This is a genomic window from Allofournierella sp. CML151 (assembly GCF_027853465.1).
Classification (GTDB): Bacteria; Bacillota; Clostridia; order Oscillospirales; family Ruminococcaceae; genus Allofournierella.
Map to the genome: position 1 here is coordinate 1 of NZ_JAPNNW010000019.1, position 13,114 is coordinate 13,114.

17 protein-coding genes and 1 tRNA gene are annotated in these 13,114 nt (G+C 56.8%); 8 read left to right on the forward strand and 10 right to left on the reverse strand.

What is annotated here, in order from left to right; genetic code table 11:
• Positions 1-55: 55 nt before the first annotated feature.
• The 3 genes from PH256_RS12160 to spoIVB form a co-directional block, all read right to left on the reverse strand.
• Entirely contained in the window at positions 56-385 is a 330-nt protein-coding gene (locus tag PH256_RS12160; RefSeq protein WP_270914393.1) for a hypothetical protein, read from the reverse strand.
• Positions 386-492: 107 nt separating this feature from the next.
• The gene (locus PH256_RS12165) at positions 493-771 is read right to left on the reverse strand and encodes a hypothetical protein (protein ID WP_270914394.1); all 279 of its coding nucleotides are present in this window, start codon (positions 769-771) and stop codon (positions 493-495) included.
• 322 nt (positions 772-1,093) lie between these two features.
• Positions 1,094-2,317: a SpoIVB peptidase gene (gene spoIVB, locus PH256_RS12170; protein WP_270914395.1), complete on the reverse strand. Its 1,224-nt coding sequence runs from the start codon at positions 2,315-2,317 to the stop codon at positions 1,094-1,096.
• Between the two features lie 232 nt (positions 2,318-2,549).
• Here spoIVB and PH256_RS12175 point away from each other — a divergent pair.
• Positions 2,550-2,633 (forward strand) — tRNA-Leu (locus PH256_RS12175).
• Positions 2,634-2,746: 113 nt separating this feature from the next.
• Positions 2,747-3,199 (forward strand): hypothetical protein, encoded by a 453-nt coding sequence (locus PH256_RS12180; RefSeq protein WP_270914396.1) that lies wholly within the window; start codon positions 2,747-2,749, stop codon positions 3,197-3,199.
• Between the two features lie 85 nt (positions 3,200-3,284).
• Here the strand turns inward: PH256_RS12180 and PH256_RS12185 are convergent, their stop codons facing one another.
• The 4 genes from PH256_RS12185 to PH256_RS12200 all read right to left on the reverse strand — a co-directional run bounded on the left by PH256_RS12185 (position 3,285) and on the right by PH256_RS12200 (position 4,760).
• Positions 3,285-3,563: a hypothetical protein gene (locus PH256_RS12185; RefSeq protein WP_270914397.1), complete on the reverse strand. Its 279-nt coding sequence runs from the start codon at positions 3,561-3,563 to the stop codon at positions 3,285-3,287.
• Between the two features lie 19 nt (positions 3,564-3,582).
• Complete coding sequence (locus PH256_RS12190) at positions 3,583-3,885, reverse strand: hypothetical protein (protein WP_270914398.1); 303 nt, start codon at positions 3,883-3,885, stop codon at positions 3,583-3,585.
• A 128-nt stretch (positions 3,886-4,013) separates the two neighbouring features.
• Positions 4,014-4,310: a DUF2089 family protein gene (locus PH256_RS12195; RefSeq protein ID WP_270914399.1), complete on the reverse strand. Its 297-nt coding sequence runs from the start codon at positions 4,308-4,310 to the stop codon at positions 4,014-4,016.
• 153 nt (positions 4,311-4,463) lie between these two features.
• Positions 4,464-4,760: a hypothetical protein gene (locus PH256_RS12200; RefSeq protein WP_270914401.1), complete on the reverse strand. Its 297-nt coding sequence runs from the start codon at positions 4,758-4,760 to the stop codon at positions 4,464-4,466.
• A gap of 258 nt (positions 4,761-5,018) precedes the next feature.
• On the opposite strand from PH256_RS12200, the gene vanG reads away from it, so the two are divergent.
• From vanG to vanT, 4 genes are read left to right on the forward strand one after another with little or no spacing between them, the layout of a single operon-like run.
• On the forward strand, positions 5,019-6,056 hold the full coding sequence (gene vanG / locus PH256_RS12205) for a D-alanine--D-serine ligase VanG (RefSeq protein ID WP_270914402.1): 1,038 nt from the start codon (positions 5,019-5,021) through the stop codon (positions 6,054-6,056).
• Entirely contained in the window at positions 6,053-6,778 is a 726-nt protein-coding gene (locus tag PH256_RS12210; protein WP_270914403.1) for a M15 family metallopeptidase, read from the forward strand. The genes vanG and PH256_RS12210 overlap by 4 nt, the downstream gene beginning before the upstream one ends.
• 6 nt (positions 6,779-6,784) lie before the next feature.
• Positions 6,785-7,309: a serine O-acetyltransferase gene (locus PH256_RS12215; RefSeq protein WP_270914404.1), complete on the forward strand. Its 525-nt coding sequence runs from the start codon at positions 6,785-6,787 to the stop codon at positions 7,307-7,309.
• Complete coding sequence (gene vanT, locus PH256_RS12220; protein WP_270914405.1) at positions 7,251-8,375, forward strand: serine racemase VanT catalytic subunit; 1,125 nt, start codon at positions 7,251-7,253, stop codon at positions 8,373-8,375. The genes PH256_RS12215 and vanT overlap by 59 nt, the downstream gene beginning before the upstream one ends.
• 456 nt (positions 8,376-8,831) lie before the next feature.
• On the opposite strand, the gene PH256_RS12225 is transcribed toward vanT, so the two are convergent.
• Genes PH256_RS12225 through PH256_RS12235 form a run of 3 tightly spaced genes read right to left on the reverse strand, consistent with a single transcriptional unit; the run spans position 8,832 to position 11,115 of the window.
• The gene (locus PH256_RS12225; protein ID WP_270914406.1) at positions 8,832-9,278 is read right to left on the reverse strand and encodes a DUF7088 domain-containing protein; all 447 of its coding nucleotides are present in this window, start codon (positions 9,276-9,278) and stop codon (positions 8,832-8,834) included.
• The gene (locus tag PH256_RS12230) at positions 9,278-10,141 is read right to left on the reverse strand and encodes an ABC transporter permease (RefSeq protein ID WP_270914407.1); all 864 of its coding nucleotides are present in this window, start codon (positions 10,139-10,141) and stop codon (positions 9,278-9,280) included. The genes PH256_RS12225 and PH256_RS12230 overlap by 1 nt, the downstream gene beginning before the upstream one ends.
• A 2-nt stretch (positions 10,142-10,143) precedes the next feature.
• Entirely contained in the window at positions 10,144-11,115 is a 972-nt protein-coding gene (locus tag PH256_RS12235) for an ABC transporter ATP-binding protein (protein ID WP_270914408.1), read from the reverse strand.
• A gap of 242 nt (positions 11,116-11,357) precedes the next feature.
• Between PH256_RS12235 and PH256_RS12240 the strand changes: the two genes are divergently transcribed.
• Both PH256_RS12240 and PH256_RS12245 read left to right on the forward strand, forming a co-directional pair.
• Positions 11,358-12,029 (forward strand): response regulator transcription factor, encoded by a 672-nt coding sequence (locus tag PH256_RS12240; RefSeq protein WP_270914410.1) that lies wholly within the window; start codon positions 11,358-11,360, stop codon positions 12,027-12,029.
• A complete protein-coding gene (locus tag PH256_RS12245) occupies positions 12,026-13,057 on the forward strand; it encodes a HAMP domain-containing sensor histidine kinase (protein WP_270914411.1) in 1,032 nt (343 codons plus the stop codon). Before PH256_RS12240 ends, PH256_RS12245 begins: the two co-directional genes overlap by 4 nt.
• The last annotated feature ends 57 nt before the right edge of the window (positions 13,058-13,114 follow it).

Consider the following 13,114-nt stretch of genomic DNA (forward strand, 5'->3'; position numbering starts at 1 on the left):
ATAAAAAAACGCAGCCCTGTGTACAAAGCCACCGGGCTGCGTTTTTCATTCTATCTCATTCTCTTTTCTTTCTGACAAACCAAGAGAAAAGAACTGCCGCCGAAAACACTACTACATGCAACACTGCATTCGGCACAGTAAAATTGTAAGTATTGGATACCTCCCCATACTCCAGCAGGAAACGGCAGGCCAATCCCATACAAGAGCACACCACCGTTACCAACACCACAAACCATACGCCTGCTTTTCCAAAAAGCCGCCGCAGCATTTGCCCCGTTATTACCGCAGAAACAAGCACGGCATAGAGATTCACCGCTATAATCGTCAACGGCCACTTCCGGCTCAGGTTATACAGTGGAAATCCGCAGCAGTTGATAAACACCATAAAAACGAAAACAAATATACACATCGCACGCCGGTGTTTTTGTATTCTGTTTTCCGGCTGATCTATATCCCGTGGCCTCGCTTTCTCCGTTTGCAGCTGTTGTTTTCTCAATCAAGCTGCGAATGGACTGCTTTTCTCTTCTCCCAGGCATAGCCGAACCCAAAAACCGCGATCATGTAAAGAACTGCAATCACCTGCAGCGCCAATGCGGTCGCCTCGCCAATATAATTGGGCTGGGATTCAAACAGCATCGCCAGTCTTCCAAAAAGATAAGTGGGCGTAGCTGCGGAAAACATCTGCGACGCGGCTGCCAAAAACAGATTGACGTTTTCATCCGGCAAAAGAACATACTGCCACACATACACCGCCAGCAACAAAAGTCCCATAGCGTTTCCAATGAGAATCGCGCAAGGCGCATTCCATCCGGCACAGGCATACCGTCCACCAAGATAACCCCAGAACACCGTCGTGGCCAAAGGCAGCAGGAAAAAAGAAGCGGACCAACCACAGGCACAAATAAGGTAAAATTCACAACAACCCCAACTGCGACAGGAACAAGCGCCAGCAAAACCAATGTGCGTTTCTTCATACTGCTCACTCCTTCTGAAGTTCAGACGGTAGCCTTTTCCTACTATTATAATACTATCTTTGCCCGCCGTTGTCAGCCCTGTTTTGCCGCTTATGTAAGGCAGCCCGCCCGGCCGCCTTTTATTCGCCGGATGCCATTCCGGCCGAGCTGTCTGCCGTTTCCAACATGGTCTGCGCAAAGATGCCGTAGCCGCGGGTGGGATCGTTCACCAGTACATGAGTCACCGCACCCACCAGTTTGCTGTCCTGCTCGATGGGGCTGCCGCTCATCCCCTGCACGATACCTCCGGTGGCACTCAGCAGCTGCGGGTCCGTCACTCGGATGACCATATTCCGGTTGGGGTCCTCCTGCCCAAGAGAAACCCGCTCGATCTCCACATCATACCACTGCGGAGTAGTGCCCTCCAGTGTGGTGAGGATACGGGCCGGACCGCAGCGAACCTCCTGTGCCTGTGCCACGATCATATCCTGCCCGCTGCACAGCACCCGAATGTTCCCATAAACCCCGGTGGCCCCATTGACCAGAATATCCCCCATGGCGATCTGACTGGTAAAACGCCCCTTCAGCTCACCGGGCACCCCTGCCTCGCCTTTTTCATAGCCGGTGATGGTTACCGGAGCAATCTCGCCGCTGCGCAGAGCAATGCTCTGGCCGGTATCCGCATCGCTGATCGGATGCCCCAGCCCACCGTATATACCGGTGGAATTGTCCACAAACGTGAGGGTTCCGATGCCCGCGGAGGAGTCCCGCACCCACATGCCTGCCCGCCAGGAACCACTCTCCTCATCCCGCACCGGTTCCAGAGCAGCCGTATACTGCTCACCCCCACGCTGGTAGATTACCTCCACCGGACGGCCTGCGGCCTCCTGCAGAGCATCGGCCACATCCTGATTATCATGGGTCGCCACCCCATCGATGGACAGAATGCGGTCACCGATTTTCAGTCCGGCGCTTTTTGCCGGATTCGCACCCCCGCCCGGGGCCGGGATATCAGTGAATCCAACAATAATTGCCCCTTCCGCAAACATTTTAATTCCGAAGGGAGTTCCGCACACGGTTACAGCCCGCTGGTCCACTGCCACCGCGCGCACGGTCTTCACCGGAATTCGCCCCAGTATACTTAATGTTACATTATAGCTGCCGCCCGCGGGTACCGCGCCTGCCTGGGCGGCCCCGTTTTGCTGCATGGGCTGCAGCCAGGGCAGCTGCGCAATCCGCAATGTCTGCCCCTGCTCCACCAGAAAGGTATCTGGCAGCTGGCAATACAGATATCCCCAGCCGCACACAAACAGCGCACCTGCCGCCGCAAGGGCCGCCAGGCTGCGCCGGACCCAGTGAATCATACCAAACGCTCCTTTGAAATGGTCTTATGGTTCAGTATGCACCGTTTTGGGGCATTTCATGTAAGCGGGTGAAACGCAGGGCAGACTCCGGGCTTTTGATTGACAAAACCAGCCGGGTCTGATATAGTAAAAGCACATTCCCCGTATTTTATACGCGGAATGCATGCGGATCAGGCGTTTTTGCCCCGCCTCGGGTGTCCTCCCCGGGTGAAAATAGAGGATTTTTTCTTGTGCGGATATGGCGGAATTGGCAGACGCGCTGGTTTTAGGGTCCAGTGTCCACGACGTGCAGGTTCAAGTCCTGTTATCCGCACCAAAAAGCCCAGCCATCCGGCTGGGCTTTTTTCTGTCCGTTTGATGCTTTGCCCGCAAAATGATATAATGAAAGCAAACAGCAAGCTTCCACACATTCAAACGAGGTGAAGTGCCATGAAGAGAACCATCGCTTTTATACTGACCGTTCTGTTGGGTATCGTTTTAACCGGATGCGCCCGAACCGAACACATCGCTCTTCCTTTCACTGCTTCCGACGTGGAACGTGTAGAAATGTTTCACTACGTTGTACCCGCCGACGCAGAGAAGAAAACCGTCACACAGCCGGAGGACATTGCCGGTCTGGTGGATACCTTCGATGGTCTTTCGGTAACAAACAAAGAAACCGAGCCGGTGGCGGGCGGCTCGGTCACCAGTTTTCGGTTCCGGCTTTTTGACGGAACGATTTATGAAATCGTGTACTCATCCATCGCCGTCAAATCCGGCCGGATCAGCACAACCGGCTCCGGGCAGGACTTTTTTACCTCCGCAGACATCGAAGCCAGCTGGAGCAACTGCGATTATGAAGCTGTACCCGCAGCAGAAAATGAACTGCCGTTTGTTTTCTGACCGGGCCGCACTTGCTATAGAAAAAACGCCGCGAAGAGCAGAAATTCTTCGCGGTGTTTTTTGAGCTGTTGTTCTTCCGTGTTCGTTATTCCATATCCTGAGCCTTCATCTTTGCAAGTTCCTTTTTCCTTGCGGCTTCATGGCCTTCCGCCCACATAAAGAAGAAAATCAGCGTGGGAAACACAATGATTTTCCAGTCCTGTGCCCAATTGACCACACCATGGAAGAACGCAACTGCCAAAAGGACGAGCCACGCCAGCGGGATGATGCCGCCCACATACCAATACCTTGGCGGGCGACGGCTGGCCCAATAGTGGAACACAAGCACCGCAAGAGCGATCACAAGCGTTATCGCAAGTCTCATAGCTGTTCTTCTCCTTCCTTTACAGATCCTTCACTCGCATTTGTTCCATTTCTTTCTGCTGCAGCTTTTGGTATTTGTCCCGTCCGGTTCCCCAGTCGCCAAAAAGCAAGGTGTTCAGAACAATGAACGGAAACAGATACCGCATTTCCAGCGGAACCGCGCCACTGGCAAAAACCCAGATGGTCCCCGCAAGAATCAGACACGGAATCATGCCACCCCACAGGGGATTTTTCATCTTTGTACACAAAAGATACTCGGCCGCCATCAACACCAGAGCAATGGCAAAACCGGCAGCAAGCTCCAAAACCGACACATCCATCATTTGAACCTCTTCCTTTCCTCGCATATCTTTTGCCCGATTGCGTTTCTCTTCGGCAGGTTTGCACTTCGCCTTTCAAAAAACGCAAAGAAGCTGGTTGCACGAACTCCAAAATTTCAATGCGGTGCGCATCATTCTCCCTTTTCCTGCTTATACTTATCGATGATAAGCTTTGCCGTTTCCAGATCGATCCGGGAATCCACCGCCAGGCCCTTGATGAATGTGGCAAATGGCTCTTCCTCTTTTTTGTCCCCCAGTTCGATCTTCTGGATCAATTTATCCAGGCGCAGCCGGACTGTGGGATAGGACACCTCATACAGCCGGGCAATCTCCTTCAGCGACCCGGATTTTAAAACAAAGTTTTTCATGAAAGCGGCATCTTCCGGCTCCAGCGCAAGAATCCACTGCGGAATCTCGTCGATCTTCATTTCAGTTCTCCTTTCGCTTCGTCTTTAACTATATTCAATATATTATAAATAAAATTAAAGTCAATAGCAAATCTCTATTTTGATTTATAAAAAAGGCAGGGAAACAAATTGCTTCCCTGCCTTTTTTCTGCTTTCAGAACATTTGAAATTTTCTCACCCGGTCACCGCAAACCAGACCAGCAATGCGGCCCCGACGAGTCCTGTGCCGGTGCCAACCCAGGCATAGGGCTTTTCGCCGTACTGATCGTACTTATAAAGCAGCTGGACTGCCGCGCCAAAAAACAGCAGCGACAAGCTTCCCTTCCATGCCGGATTCCCCTTCACAAGGCACAGCACGGTAAGCACCTGAGTGGCCGCGATCACAAAATTCAATGCCGCACTTCTGGAGCGGATATCGATCTGCTTATCCCGCTCCTTCTTCACTGGCGTGTCTGCCTCTCTCTGCTTCATGCCAAATCCCCTTCCTGTCCGCTCAAAGCCACGCGAAAACCATTGTATCCTTTATCGTTCGGTATGCCAACATCTTATTCCTATCCTGCCCTGCTGTCAAGAAAGCTCCCGGAGCTGCTGCACCGGCCCCCATAAGAAAATTGCAAGAAATTTTGCAGAAAATCGCAGGATTTCCGAAAGGGAAAGCAAACAACCGGCGTGCCTGATTCTGCTATGCTTTTTTCATCCGAACAAGTCTTTCTTTCGGGAGGTTTTGGAATGAAACGAATTTTAGTTTTCTTTGGCGGCTGTTCCAGCGAACACAGTGTATCCCTTCAGTCCGCCCATGCCGTGCTGACCCATATGGACCGGTCCCGTTATTCTCCTGTTCCGGTGGGCATCACCCGGGAGGGGCGGTGGCTGTATTATACCGGCGATCTGGACGCCATTCCCGACGGTCGTTGGCAGGATGGTCCTTGTATCCCCTGCACGTTGTGCCTGGACCGGGAAAGCAGAACCCTTCTTCTGCTGGACGGCAGCGGGGATACGCTTTGTTTTGACGCTGCCTTCCCGGTGCTTCATGGCAAAAACGGCGAGGACGGCACCCTTCAGGGACTGCTGGAGCTGGCCGGAGTGCCTGTGATTGGCTGCGGTGTGCTTTCCTCCGCTCTTTGCATGGACAAGGACCGTTCCCACAAGCTTGCGGCGTTGGCAGGGGTAAAAGTCCCCCGCAGTGCAAAATTCCCCCGCGGCACAAATGCGGACGAACTGCAGCGGACCGCGCAATCGCTGGGCTACCCCCTTTTTGTGAAGCCGGTGCGTGCCGGGTCATCCTTCGGCGTCAGCATGGTTCGTGCACCGGAAGAGCTGGCCGAAGCGGCAAGGTCCGCGTTTGCCAATGACCGGGAGCTTCTGCTGGAGGAGGCCATTCCCGGCTTTGAGGTGGGCTGCGCCGTACTGGGCACCGAATCGCTCACCGTTGGCGCGGTGGACGAGATTGAGCTTTCACAGGGCTTTTTTGATTTTGAAGAGAAGTACACCCTGAAAACCTCTGCCATTCACTGCCCTGCCCGGATTCCCGCCGAAAAAGCCGCGGAAATTCAGCAGGCGGCCCAAACCATCTACCGGGCTTTGGACTGTAAGGGCTTTGCCCGGGTGGATCTGTTCCTCACACCGGAGGGAACAATCATCTTCAATGAGGTGAACACCATCCCCGGCTTTACCGCCCACAGCCGCTACCCCAACATGATGCGTGCCGCCGGGCTGGATTTCACCGCCCTGATTAGCTGCATTATTGAAACCGAGGTGACCGCATGAGCCGCCATCCCCGAACCGGCCCGCTGCTGCTGGTGAACGCCGGTCACCCCCTTCCTCTTTCCGAAACGCCGAACCTGGTTTGTGTGGACCCCCGCTGGCCGGAGGTACAGCTGGAGCGGCAGGCCGCCGGGCAGCTTCGTGCCTGTATCCGGGCGGTAAAGGGCGAAAACGCCATTGTTCCCGTCTCCGGCTGGCGCAGTCTGGACCAGCAGCAGGGCATTTGGGACGACACCATGCACCAGGAGGGCGAGGCCTTCACCCGCCAGTACGTGGCCCTTCCCGGATGCAGCGAGCACCAGACCGGCCTGGCCATTGATCTGGGGCTTGCTGCGGAAACAATCGATTTCATCCGGCCAAACTTTCCCCATTCCGGCGTGTGCGGCGCATTCCGAAAACTGGCCGCCTGCTATGGCTTTGTTCTGCGATATCCGGTCGGGAAGGAATCCATCACCGGCATCGCTCACGAGCCCTGGCATTTTCGGTATGTGGGCACTCCTCATGCCCGATTTATGACGGATCAGTGTCTGGTTTTGGAGGAATATGTGGAGCTGCTGCGGCAGAAGCATTCCAAACAGCCGCTTTTGGTTCCGGCAGGTTCTCGCATCTATCGCATCCGCTCCTGCAGCGAGCTTTTCCGGGAGGATTTGGATGCTGCATTGGCGGGCCGCTGCCAGATCTCGCCGGACAACTGCGGCGGGTATATCGTTACAGACTGGAGGTAAGGCCGCATGCGGTTTCGGGAATTTTTCACCGCCTGCTCCAAAGGGGACCAGATGGCCGGTTTCTGGCTGCTGTACCGCCTGCAAAACCGTTCCGAGCACAAGCTGACCCGGGATTTCTGGACCTTTTTGCTCAACCGCTCCGCCCTCCGCCATGGCGGCTATGTGGGCCCCGGCGCAGCAATTGCAGGCGAGCCGGTACTGCCCCACGGCCTGCATGGCGTTTACATCTCCCGTTTTGCCGTGATCGGTACGGGGTGCCGCATCTACCAGAACGTGACCATCGGGGAGGTAAACGGCCGTGCCCCTGTCATCGGAGATGACTGCCTGATCGGCGCAGGGGCTGTGCTGGTCGGGAACATTCGTATTGGAAATCATGTGAAAATCGGAGCGGGAGCGGTGATCCGGCAGGATCTTCCCGATGGCTGTACCGCAGTGGCGCAGCCGCCCCGCATTCTGGAACGAGGAACTGCAGATGACGAGAAAGACAAGTCGGGCCTGGCGGGAAACAAATCTGAGTGCCCTGGCCCATAATGCCCGCACAATTCAATCCGCTCTGGCACCTGGCTGCCGCCTGATGGCAGTGCTAAAAGCCGATGCCTACGGGCACGGCGCGCTTCCGGTGGCCCGGCGGCTGGAGGCGATGAGCATAAAGGACTTTGCAGTGGCCTGTCTGGAGGAAGGAATCACTCTGCGGCGCTCCGGCATTCGGGGAACGATTCTGATTTTGGGTTACACCCCGCCGGAGCTGGCCTCTCAGCTGCACCGGTGGAAGCTCACCCAAACGGTGGCCGATGCAGCCCACGGACAGGCCCTGGCCGCCTGCCGGCTGCCGCTCTCCGTTCACCTGGCACTGGACACCGGTATGCACCGTCTGGGCATCTCCTCGGAGGACCATAAGGCGCTGCGCCGCCTTTACGAGCTGCCCGGCCTGCACGTGGAGGGCGTGTTTTCCCACCTGTGTGTGTCGGACAGTCTTTCCCCGGAGAATACCGCCTTTACCCGCCTTCAACTGGAACGATTCTACGAAGCACTTCGATGGCTCAAGGAGCACCATCTTGCACCCGGTGAAACCCACATCCAGGCCAGCTATGGCATCTGGAACCTGCCGCCTCAGCCCTGTTCCCTGGCCCGGGCTGGAATTGCCCTCTACGGCGTTTGCAGCGACGATTCCCCCATAGTGCGAACGCTGGACCTAACGCCGGTGCTTTCTTTGCGCGCCCGGGTCACCTGTGTGCGCACTCTGGCTTCCGGCGAGGGCGCCGGATATGGACTGGCATTCCGGGCAGACCAACCCCGCCAGCTTGCGGTGGTGGCAATCGGCTACGCAGATGGCCTGCCCCGCAGCCTGCCACAGCAGGGCGGAGAGGTATTGCTGCATGGAATGCGCTGTCCCATGGTGGGGCGTATGTGCATGGACCAGCTGCTGGTGGATGTGACTGGCCTGCCCGGTGTAATGCCCGGCGATGCCGCAACGCTGATTGGCACAGACGGACAACAGCAGATCCATGCGGAGGACATAGCCCGGCAGTGCGGCACGATCACCAACGAGATTCTTTCCCGGCTGGGCGCCCGACTGCCCATCGTTACAACGGAATAACCGCACTCTTCCGCCAAAAAAGCCAAGCCCCGGTTAGCCGGTGTGACATAAGAAAACAACGCCGGAAAAGGGCCGCTTTTGCGGGATTGCAGCGTCAAAGCCCCTTGACAATCACCAAGGGTGCCGGGGCGGCGAAAGCCGCGAAGAACCCAGTGGGTTCTTCGACCGGCCAGGGCGATCTACGAAGCAGAGCGGGCGCACCATTGACGCGCCCGCAGCCCACTGCGGGGCTTTTCCTTGCACTCCCATCAAAATCGGGCCTTTTCCGGTGCAAAGTAGTTCTGCCCCAGGATTTTGGATGCAGAAAGTGCGAAAAGGGGCGGAGCAAGCCTTGGTGGCTTGCCCGCCCCTTTGAACATTTTGTGCGCCAAAATCCTAAGGTAGAACCGTCGTTTTCTTATGTCACACCGGCCTTGGAGCTTGGCTTTTTGCTGTTTGGTGTTGGATTTCGGTTTATCAGATGTAGCGGTACCGGTCGCCGGATTCCACCACCAGGCTGTTGTTGGGCACCTCTTCGTCGGTGTATTGCTCGGCGAAGGTAGGGTAAACGTCCGGGTTGCGCTTGACCACCGTGATGTGGTCAGACAGACTTTCGTACTTGCCCAGCAGGTTTTCGATCACGTCGTCCTCCTGGCCGGCCTGCACAATCCAGTAGATGGTCACGTCCTCCTCCATGGCGTTCACCACCACCTTGGTGTTGCTGGTGATGGAGTACAGCTTGGTGGAGCTGATGTCGTATTTGGTCAGGGTGGTGGGCAGCGCGCTGACGAACAGGTTGACCACGATCAGCAGCGCCAGCACCACCGCCGAGATTACCAGCGAATAGGAACCGCCCAGCAGGGCCATCTGGCTGCGCGCCGGTGCGGAAGTTTTCGGCTTCTTTGGCTTTTTGATAAAGTTCATCAGTTATACCTCCGCTTTTCCAGCGACTGCACCGACAGGAACAAAAAGAACACAGCCACCGAGAGATAATACACAACCGCAGTGAGATCGAATACACCGTTCACGAACACGTCCAGCCGCTCGAACAGCGAGAGGGTGGTCATGATTTTGGGCAGCAGACCCTCGAACAGACTGCTGTCGATGAAGAAGGCGATAACGATCACTGCCATCAGGCCCAGGGCCACCCCATAGGCCAGGTTGTCGTTGCGGGTCAGGTAGTGGATGAGCACACCGACAGCCGCCGCCAGCAGGAACAGCGCCATGGCGGAGCCTGCCGCCGTGGCGGACACATACTCGGACAGGGTCACGCTGAAGTAGTTCAGCACGATGGCCGCCACGCCGATGCCCGCCGCGAAGCCCTGGTTCTCGCTCAGCGAGGAGATAAACACACCCAGCGCAATGAGGGCCGCACCCATCAGGAAGAAGGCGAACAGAGAGCCGTAGGAGGTGGCCAGGTATACCTCGCCGAACTGGGCGAAGATGAGCGGATAGATGCTGATGATCGCCAGGGGGATCACAAACACCACCAGCAGAGCCAGATATTTGCCCAGAATCACCTGGACAGTGGAAACCGGCAGCGAATACAGCAACTGGTCGGTCTTCTGGCGGCGTTCCTCGGAGATGACACGCATGGTCAGAATGGGAACAATCGCCGCATAGACGATGCTGCTGAAGCTGAGCACATACTCAAAGTTGCTCACGGCCGCCTGCAGGTTATACAGCATGGCGCCGATGCCCACGACCACCAGCAAAAACGCGCCGAACACATAGGCGGTGAGGGACTGGAAATAGGTCCGCAATTCATGTTTGAATACAGCAGTCATGGTTACGCCTCCTTCCGCGCGTTGGTTTTTTCGCCGGTGCTGGATTCGGTCAGCTCGATGAACACATCCTCCAGCGTGCCCTTCTTCAGCGCCATCTCCAGAATCATCTTGTCACTGGTGGTGAACGCCTTGTAAATGGCTCCGGAAAGCTCATAGATGTCGCTGCGGTCGGTGCTGATGCGGGCCACAGTCCATTTGCTGTTTCCCTTTTCCATCCGCAGGCGGGAGATGGCGGGCAATTTTGTCAGAATATGGCGCAGCTCGTCCGCCGAAGCGTCGGTGGTCAGGCGGATCTCGCTGGGAGCCAGCAGCTGCTTCTCCAGGTTGGCGGCCGTGTCATAGGCCACCAGCTTGCCCTTGGAGATGATCAGAATCTGGTCACAGATGGCCTGCACCTCCGACAGAATGTGGGAGCTGAAAATAACGGTATGGCTGCGGCCCAGCTCCTTGATCAGGTCGCGAATCTCGATGATCTGCAGCGGGTCGAGGCCCACGGTGGGCTCGTCCAGAATAATGACCTTGGGGTTGCCCAGCAAGGCCTGCGCAATGCCCACACGCTGCCGGTAGCCCTTGGACAGGTTGGAGATGCGGCGGTTTCGTACCCCGGCGATGCCAGTTTTGCGGATGACCTCGCCCACCTGCCGGTCCAGCTCTTCCCCACGCAGACCTTTCGCTTCACCCACGAAGCGAAGATATTCCATGGGGGTATCGTTCAGATACAGCGGCGGATGCTCGGGCAGATAGCCGATCTGACGCTTGGCCTCGTCCGGCTCTTCAAAGATGTCGTGCCCGTCGATGCGCACATGGCCGGAGGTGGCCGAAAGGCACCCGGTCATGATGTTCATGGTGGTGGATTTGCCCGCGCCGTTGGGGCCCAGGAAGCCGTATACATGCCCTTCCTTGATGTGGAAGGAGATGTCGTCCACCGCGAGGAAATTGCCGTAATATTTGGTCAGATGCTCAACGGAGATCATCGCGCGCCTCCTTGTCTGTTTTCTTCATGTGATTTCATCCTTTCCTGTGGATTTGATCTGTCCCGTCCCGGCTGCACACCGGGGATCGGGTTCTCCCAAAGTATAGGAGGCAAAAATAAACTTCCGGTCAAGTTTTCGGGGGTGCGGCGCAGGTTTCTAAAAATTCTCACCATTTCCATACCGGTTCTTCGCAGACGCAGGGTATCATATCCCCAGTACAAAAAGGAAGGAGCGGAGAAAGGATGTTTCGCATCCTGATCGCAGAGGACGACAAAGGAACACGGCGGCTGATGGAGGATACCCTGTCCGACGCAGGCTATGAACCGATTTCGGCAGCGGACGGCCAGGAGGCGCTGGAGCTGCTGACCAGAAAGCATGTAGACCTGCTCATATTGGACGTGATGATGCCCCGGCTGGACGGCTTTGCCCTGCTGGCTGCGCTGCGCCGTTCCGGCAGCCAGCTGCCGGTGCTGATGCTCACCGCCAAGGAAGCCCTGGCAGACAAAAAGCAGGGGCTGCGGCTGGGAGCCGACGACTATATGACCGAGCCGGCGGACGAGGAGGAGATGCTGCTGCGCATCCAGGCCTTGCTGCGCCGGGCCCAGGCCATCAGCAGCCGCCGCCTGACGGTGGGCGGTACCACACTGGTTTATGACGATCTGGCGGTGGAATGGAGCGGTACCGTGACCGACCTGCCCCGCAAGGAATTTCAGCTTTTGTATAAGCTGCTCTCCTGCCCGGACAAGACCTTCACCCGCCGCCAGCTGATGGACGAGATCTGGGATCTGGCCACGGACAGCGACGAGCACACCGTAAACGTACACATCAACCGCCTGCGGGACCGTTTCAAGGAAAACCCCGACTTTTCCATCGTCACGGTGCGTGGGCTGGGCTACAAGGCGGTGCGGCTGTGATCCGGCGGCTGGTGGACTCCACCCGCTGGCGCTTCATCGCCTGCGTGGTGGTCAGCAATCTGTTGTCCGGTCTGGTATCCGCCTTTGTGTGGCTTCCGCTGGCCAGCCGGTTTCTGGAATCGGACAAAACGCTGGGACCCTGGATTCCCATGCTGCTTTCCATCCTGCTTGCCATTCCCATTTCCTCCTTTATCAGCCGGGTCTCCGCCAAGCCCATCCAGAACATGGTGGAGGCCACCAAATCCATCTCCCGGGGGGATTATTCCGTGCGGGTGGAGGAAACCGGCAGCGGCGACATTGCCGAGCTGCTGCGCAGCTTCAACCGGATGACTGCTGAGTTGGGCAGTACCGAGATGATGCGCAACGATTTCATCAACATCTTTTCCCACGAATTCAAAACGCCCATCGTTTCCATTCGGGGATTTGCCCGTCGCCTGCGCCGGGGCGGACTGACCAGAGAGCAGCAGGCCGAGTATCTGGATTTTATCGTGGAGGAGTCCGAGCGGCTGTCCAAGCTGGCCAGCAATGTGCTGCTGATCTCCCGCTACGAAAACCAAAAATTGGTGGCCGAGCAGACTGACTATGATCTGGATGAACAGATCCGCACCTCGGTACTGCGGCTGGAAAGCCAGTGGGCACCCCGCGGGCTGATTTTCGAGCTGGACCTGCCCCGTCTGCCCTACCGCAACAACAGCGAGATGATGGAGCATGTCTGGACGAATCTGATCAGCAACGCCGTCAAGTTCAGCCGAGACGGCGGCGCGATCTTCATTTCCGGCACCCAGGAGAATGGCCGTATTTTCGTGACCATTCGGGATGAGGGTGTGGGAATCCGCCCCCAGGATCTGGGGCATATCTTTGATAAGTTCTACCAGGGCGACTCCTCCCGGATGGCGGTGGGCAACGGCTTGGGGCTGGCGCTGGTGCACCGCATTGTGGAGCTGAGCGGTGGTTCCATTACCGCCGAAAGCACCCTGGGCAAGGGCAGCACCTTTCGGCTGGAACTGCCCGTTCATCCCGCAGATTAACCCGGCTCACCCCTCCGTTTTGACCCGGAACGGAGGGGCAAAAAAATATTTTTTCAA

Bases quoted from the DNA above. Each gene is read 5' to 3' on its own strand.
- PH256_RS12195 (WP_270914399.1), bottom strand. From the start codon at position 4,310: ATGAAGATCGACGAGATTCCGCAGTGGATTCTTGCGCTGGAGCCGGAA.
- vanT (WP_270914405.1), top strand. From the start codon at position 7,251: ATGACGAGAAAGACAAGTCGGGCCTGGCGGGAAACAAATCTGAGTGCC.
- PH256_RS12190 (WP_270914398.1), bottom strand. From the start codon at position 3,885: ATGATGGATGTGTCGGTTTTGGAGCTTGCTGCCGGTTTTGCCATTGCT.
- spoIVB (WP_270914395.1), bottom strand. From the start codon at position 2,317: ATGATTCACTGGGTCCGGCGCAGCCTGGCGGCCCTTGCGGCGGCAGGT.
- PH256_RS12185 (WP_270914397.1), bottom strand. From the start codon at position 3,563: ATGAGACTTGCGATAACGCTTGTGATCGCTCTTGCGGTGCTTGTGTTC.
- PH256_RS12240 (WP_270914410.1), top strand. From the start codon at position 11,358: ATGTTTCGCATCCTGATCGCAGAGGACGACAAAGGAACACGGCGGCTG.
- PH256_RS12200 (WP_270914401.1), bottom strand. From the start codon at position 4,760: ATGAAGCAGAGAGAGGCAGACACGCCAGTGAAGAAGGAGCGGGATAAG.
- PH256_RS12160 (WP_270914393.1), bottom strand. From the start codon at position 385: ATGGTGTTTATCAACTGCTGCGGATTTCCACTGTATAACCTGAGCCGG.
- vanG (WP_270914402.1), top strand. From the start codon at position 5,019: ATGAAACGAATTTTAGTTTTCTTTGGCGGCTGTTCCAGCGAACACAGT.
- PH256_RS12215 (WP_270914404.1), top strand. From the start codon at position 6,785: ATGCGGTTTCGGGAATTTTTCACCGCCTGCTCCAAAGGGGACCAGATG.
- PH256_RS12235 (WP_270914408.1), bottom strand. From the start codon at position 11,115: ATGATCTCCGTTGAGCATCTGACCAAATATTACGGCAATTTCCTCGCG.
- PH256_RS12180 (WP_270914396.1), top strand. From the start codon at position 2,747: ATGAAGAGAACCATCGCTTTTATACTGACCGTTCTGTTGGGTATCGTT.
- PH256_RS12210 (WP_270914403.1), top strand. From the start codon at position 6,053: ATGAGCCGCCATCCCCGAACCGGCCCGCTGCTGCTGGTGAACGCCGGT.
- PH256_RS12165 (WP_270914394.1), bottom strand. From the start codon at position 771: ATGGGACTTTTGTTGCTGGCGGTGTATGTGTGGCAGTATGTTCTTTTG.
- PH256_RS12230 (WP_270914407.1), bottom strand. From the start codon at position 10,141: ATGACTGCTGTATTCAAACATGAATTGCGGACCTATTTCCAGTCCCTC.
- PH256_RS12225 (WP_270914406.1), bottom strand. From the start codon at position 9,278: ATGAACTTTATCAAAAAGCCAAAGAAGCCGAAAACTTCCGCACCGGCG.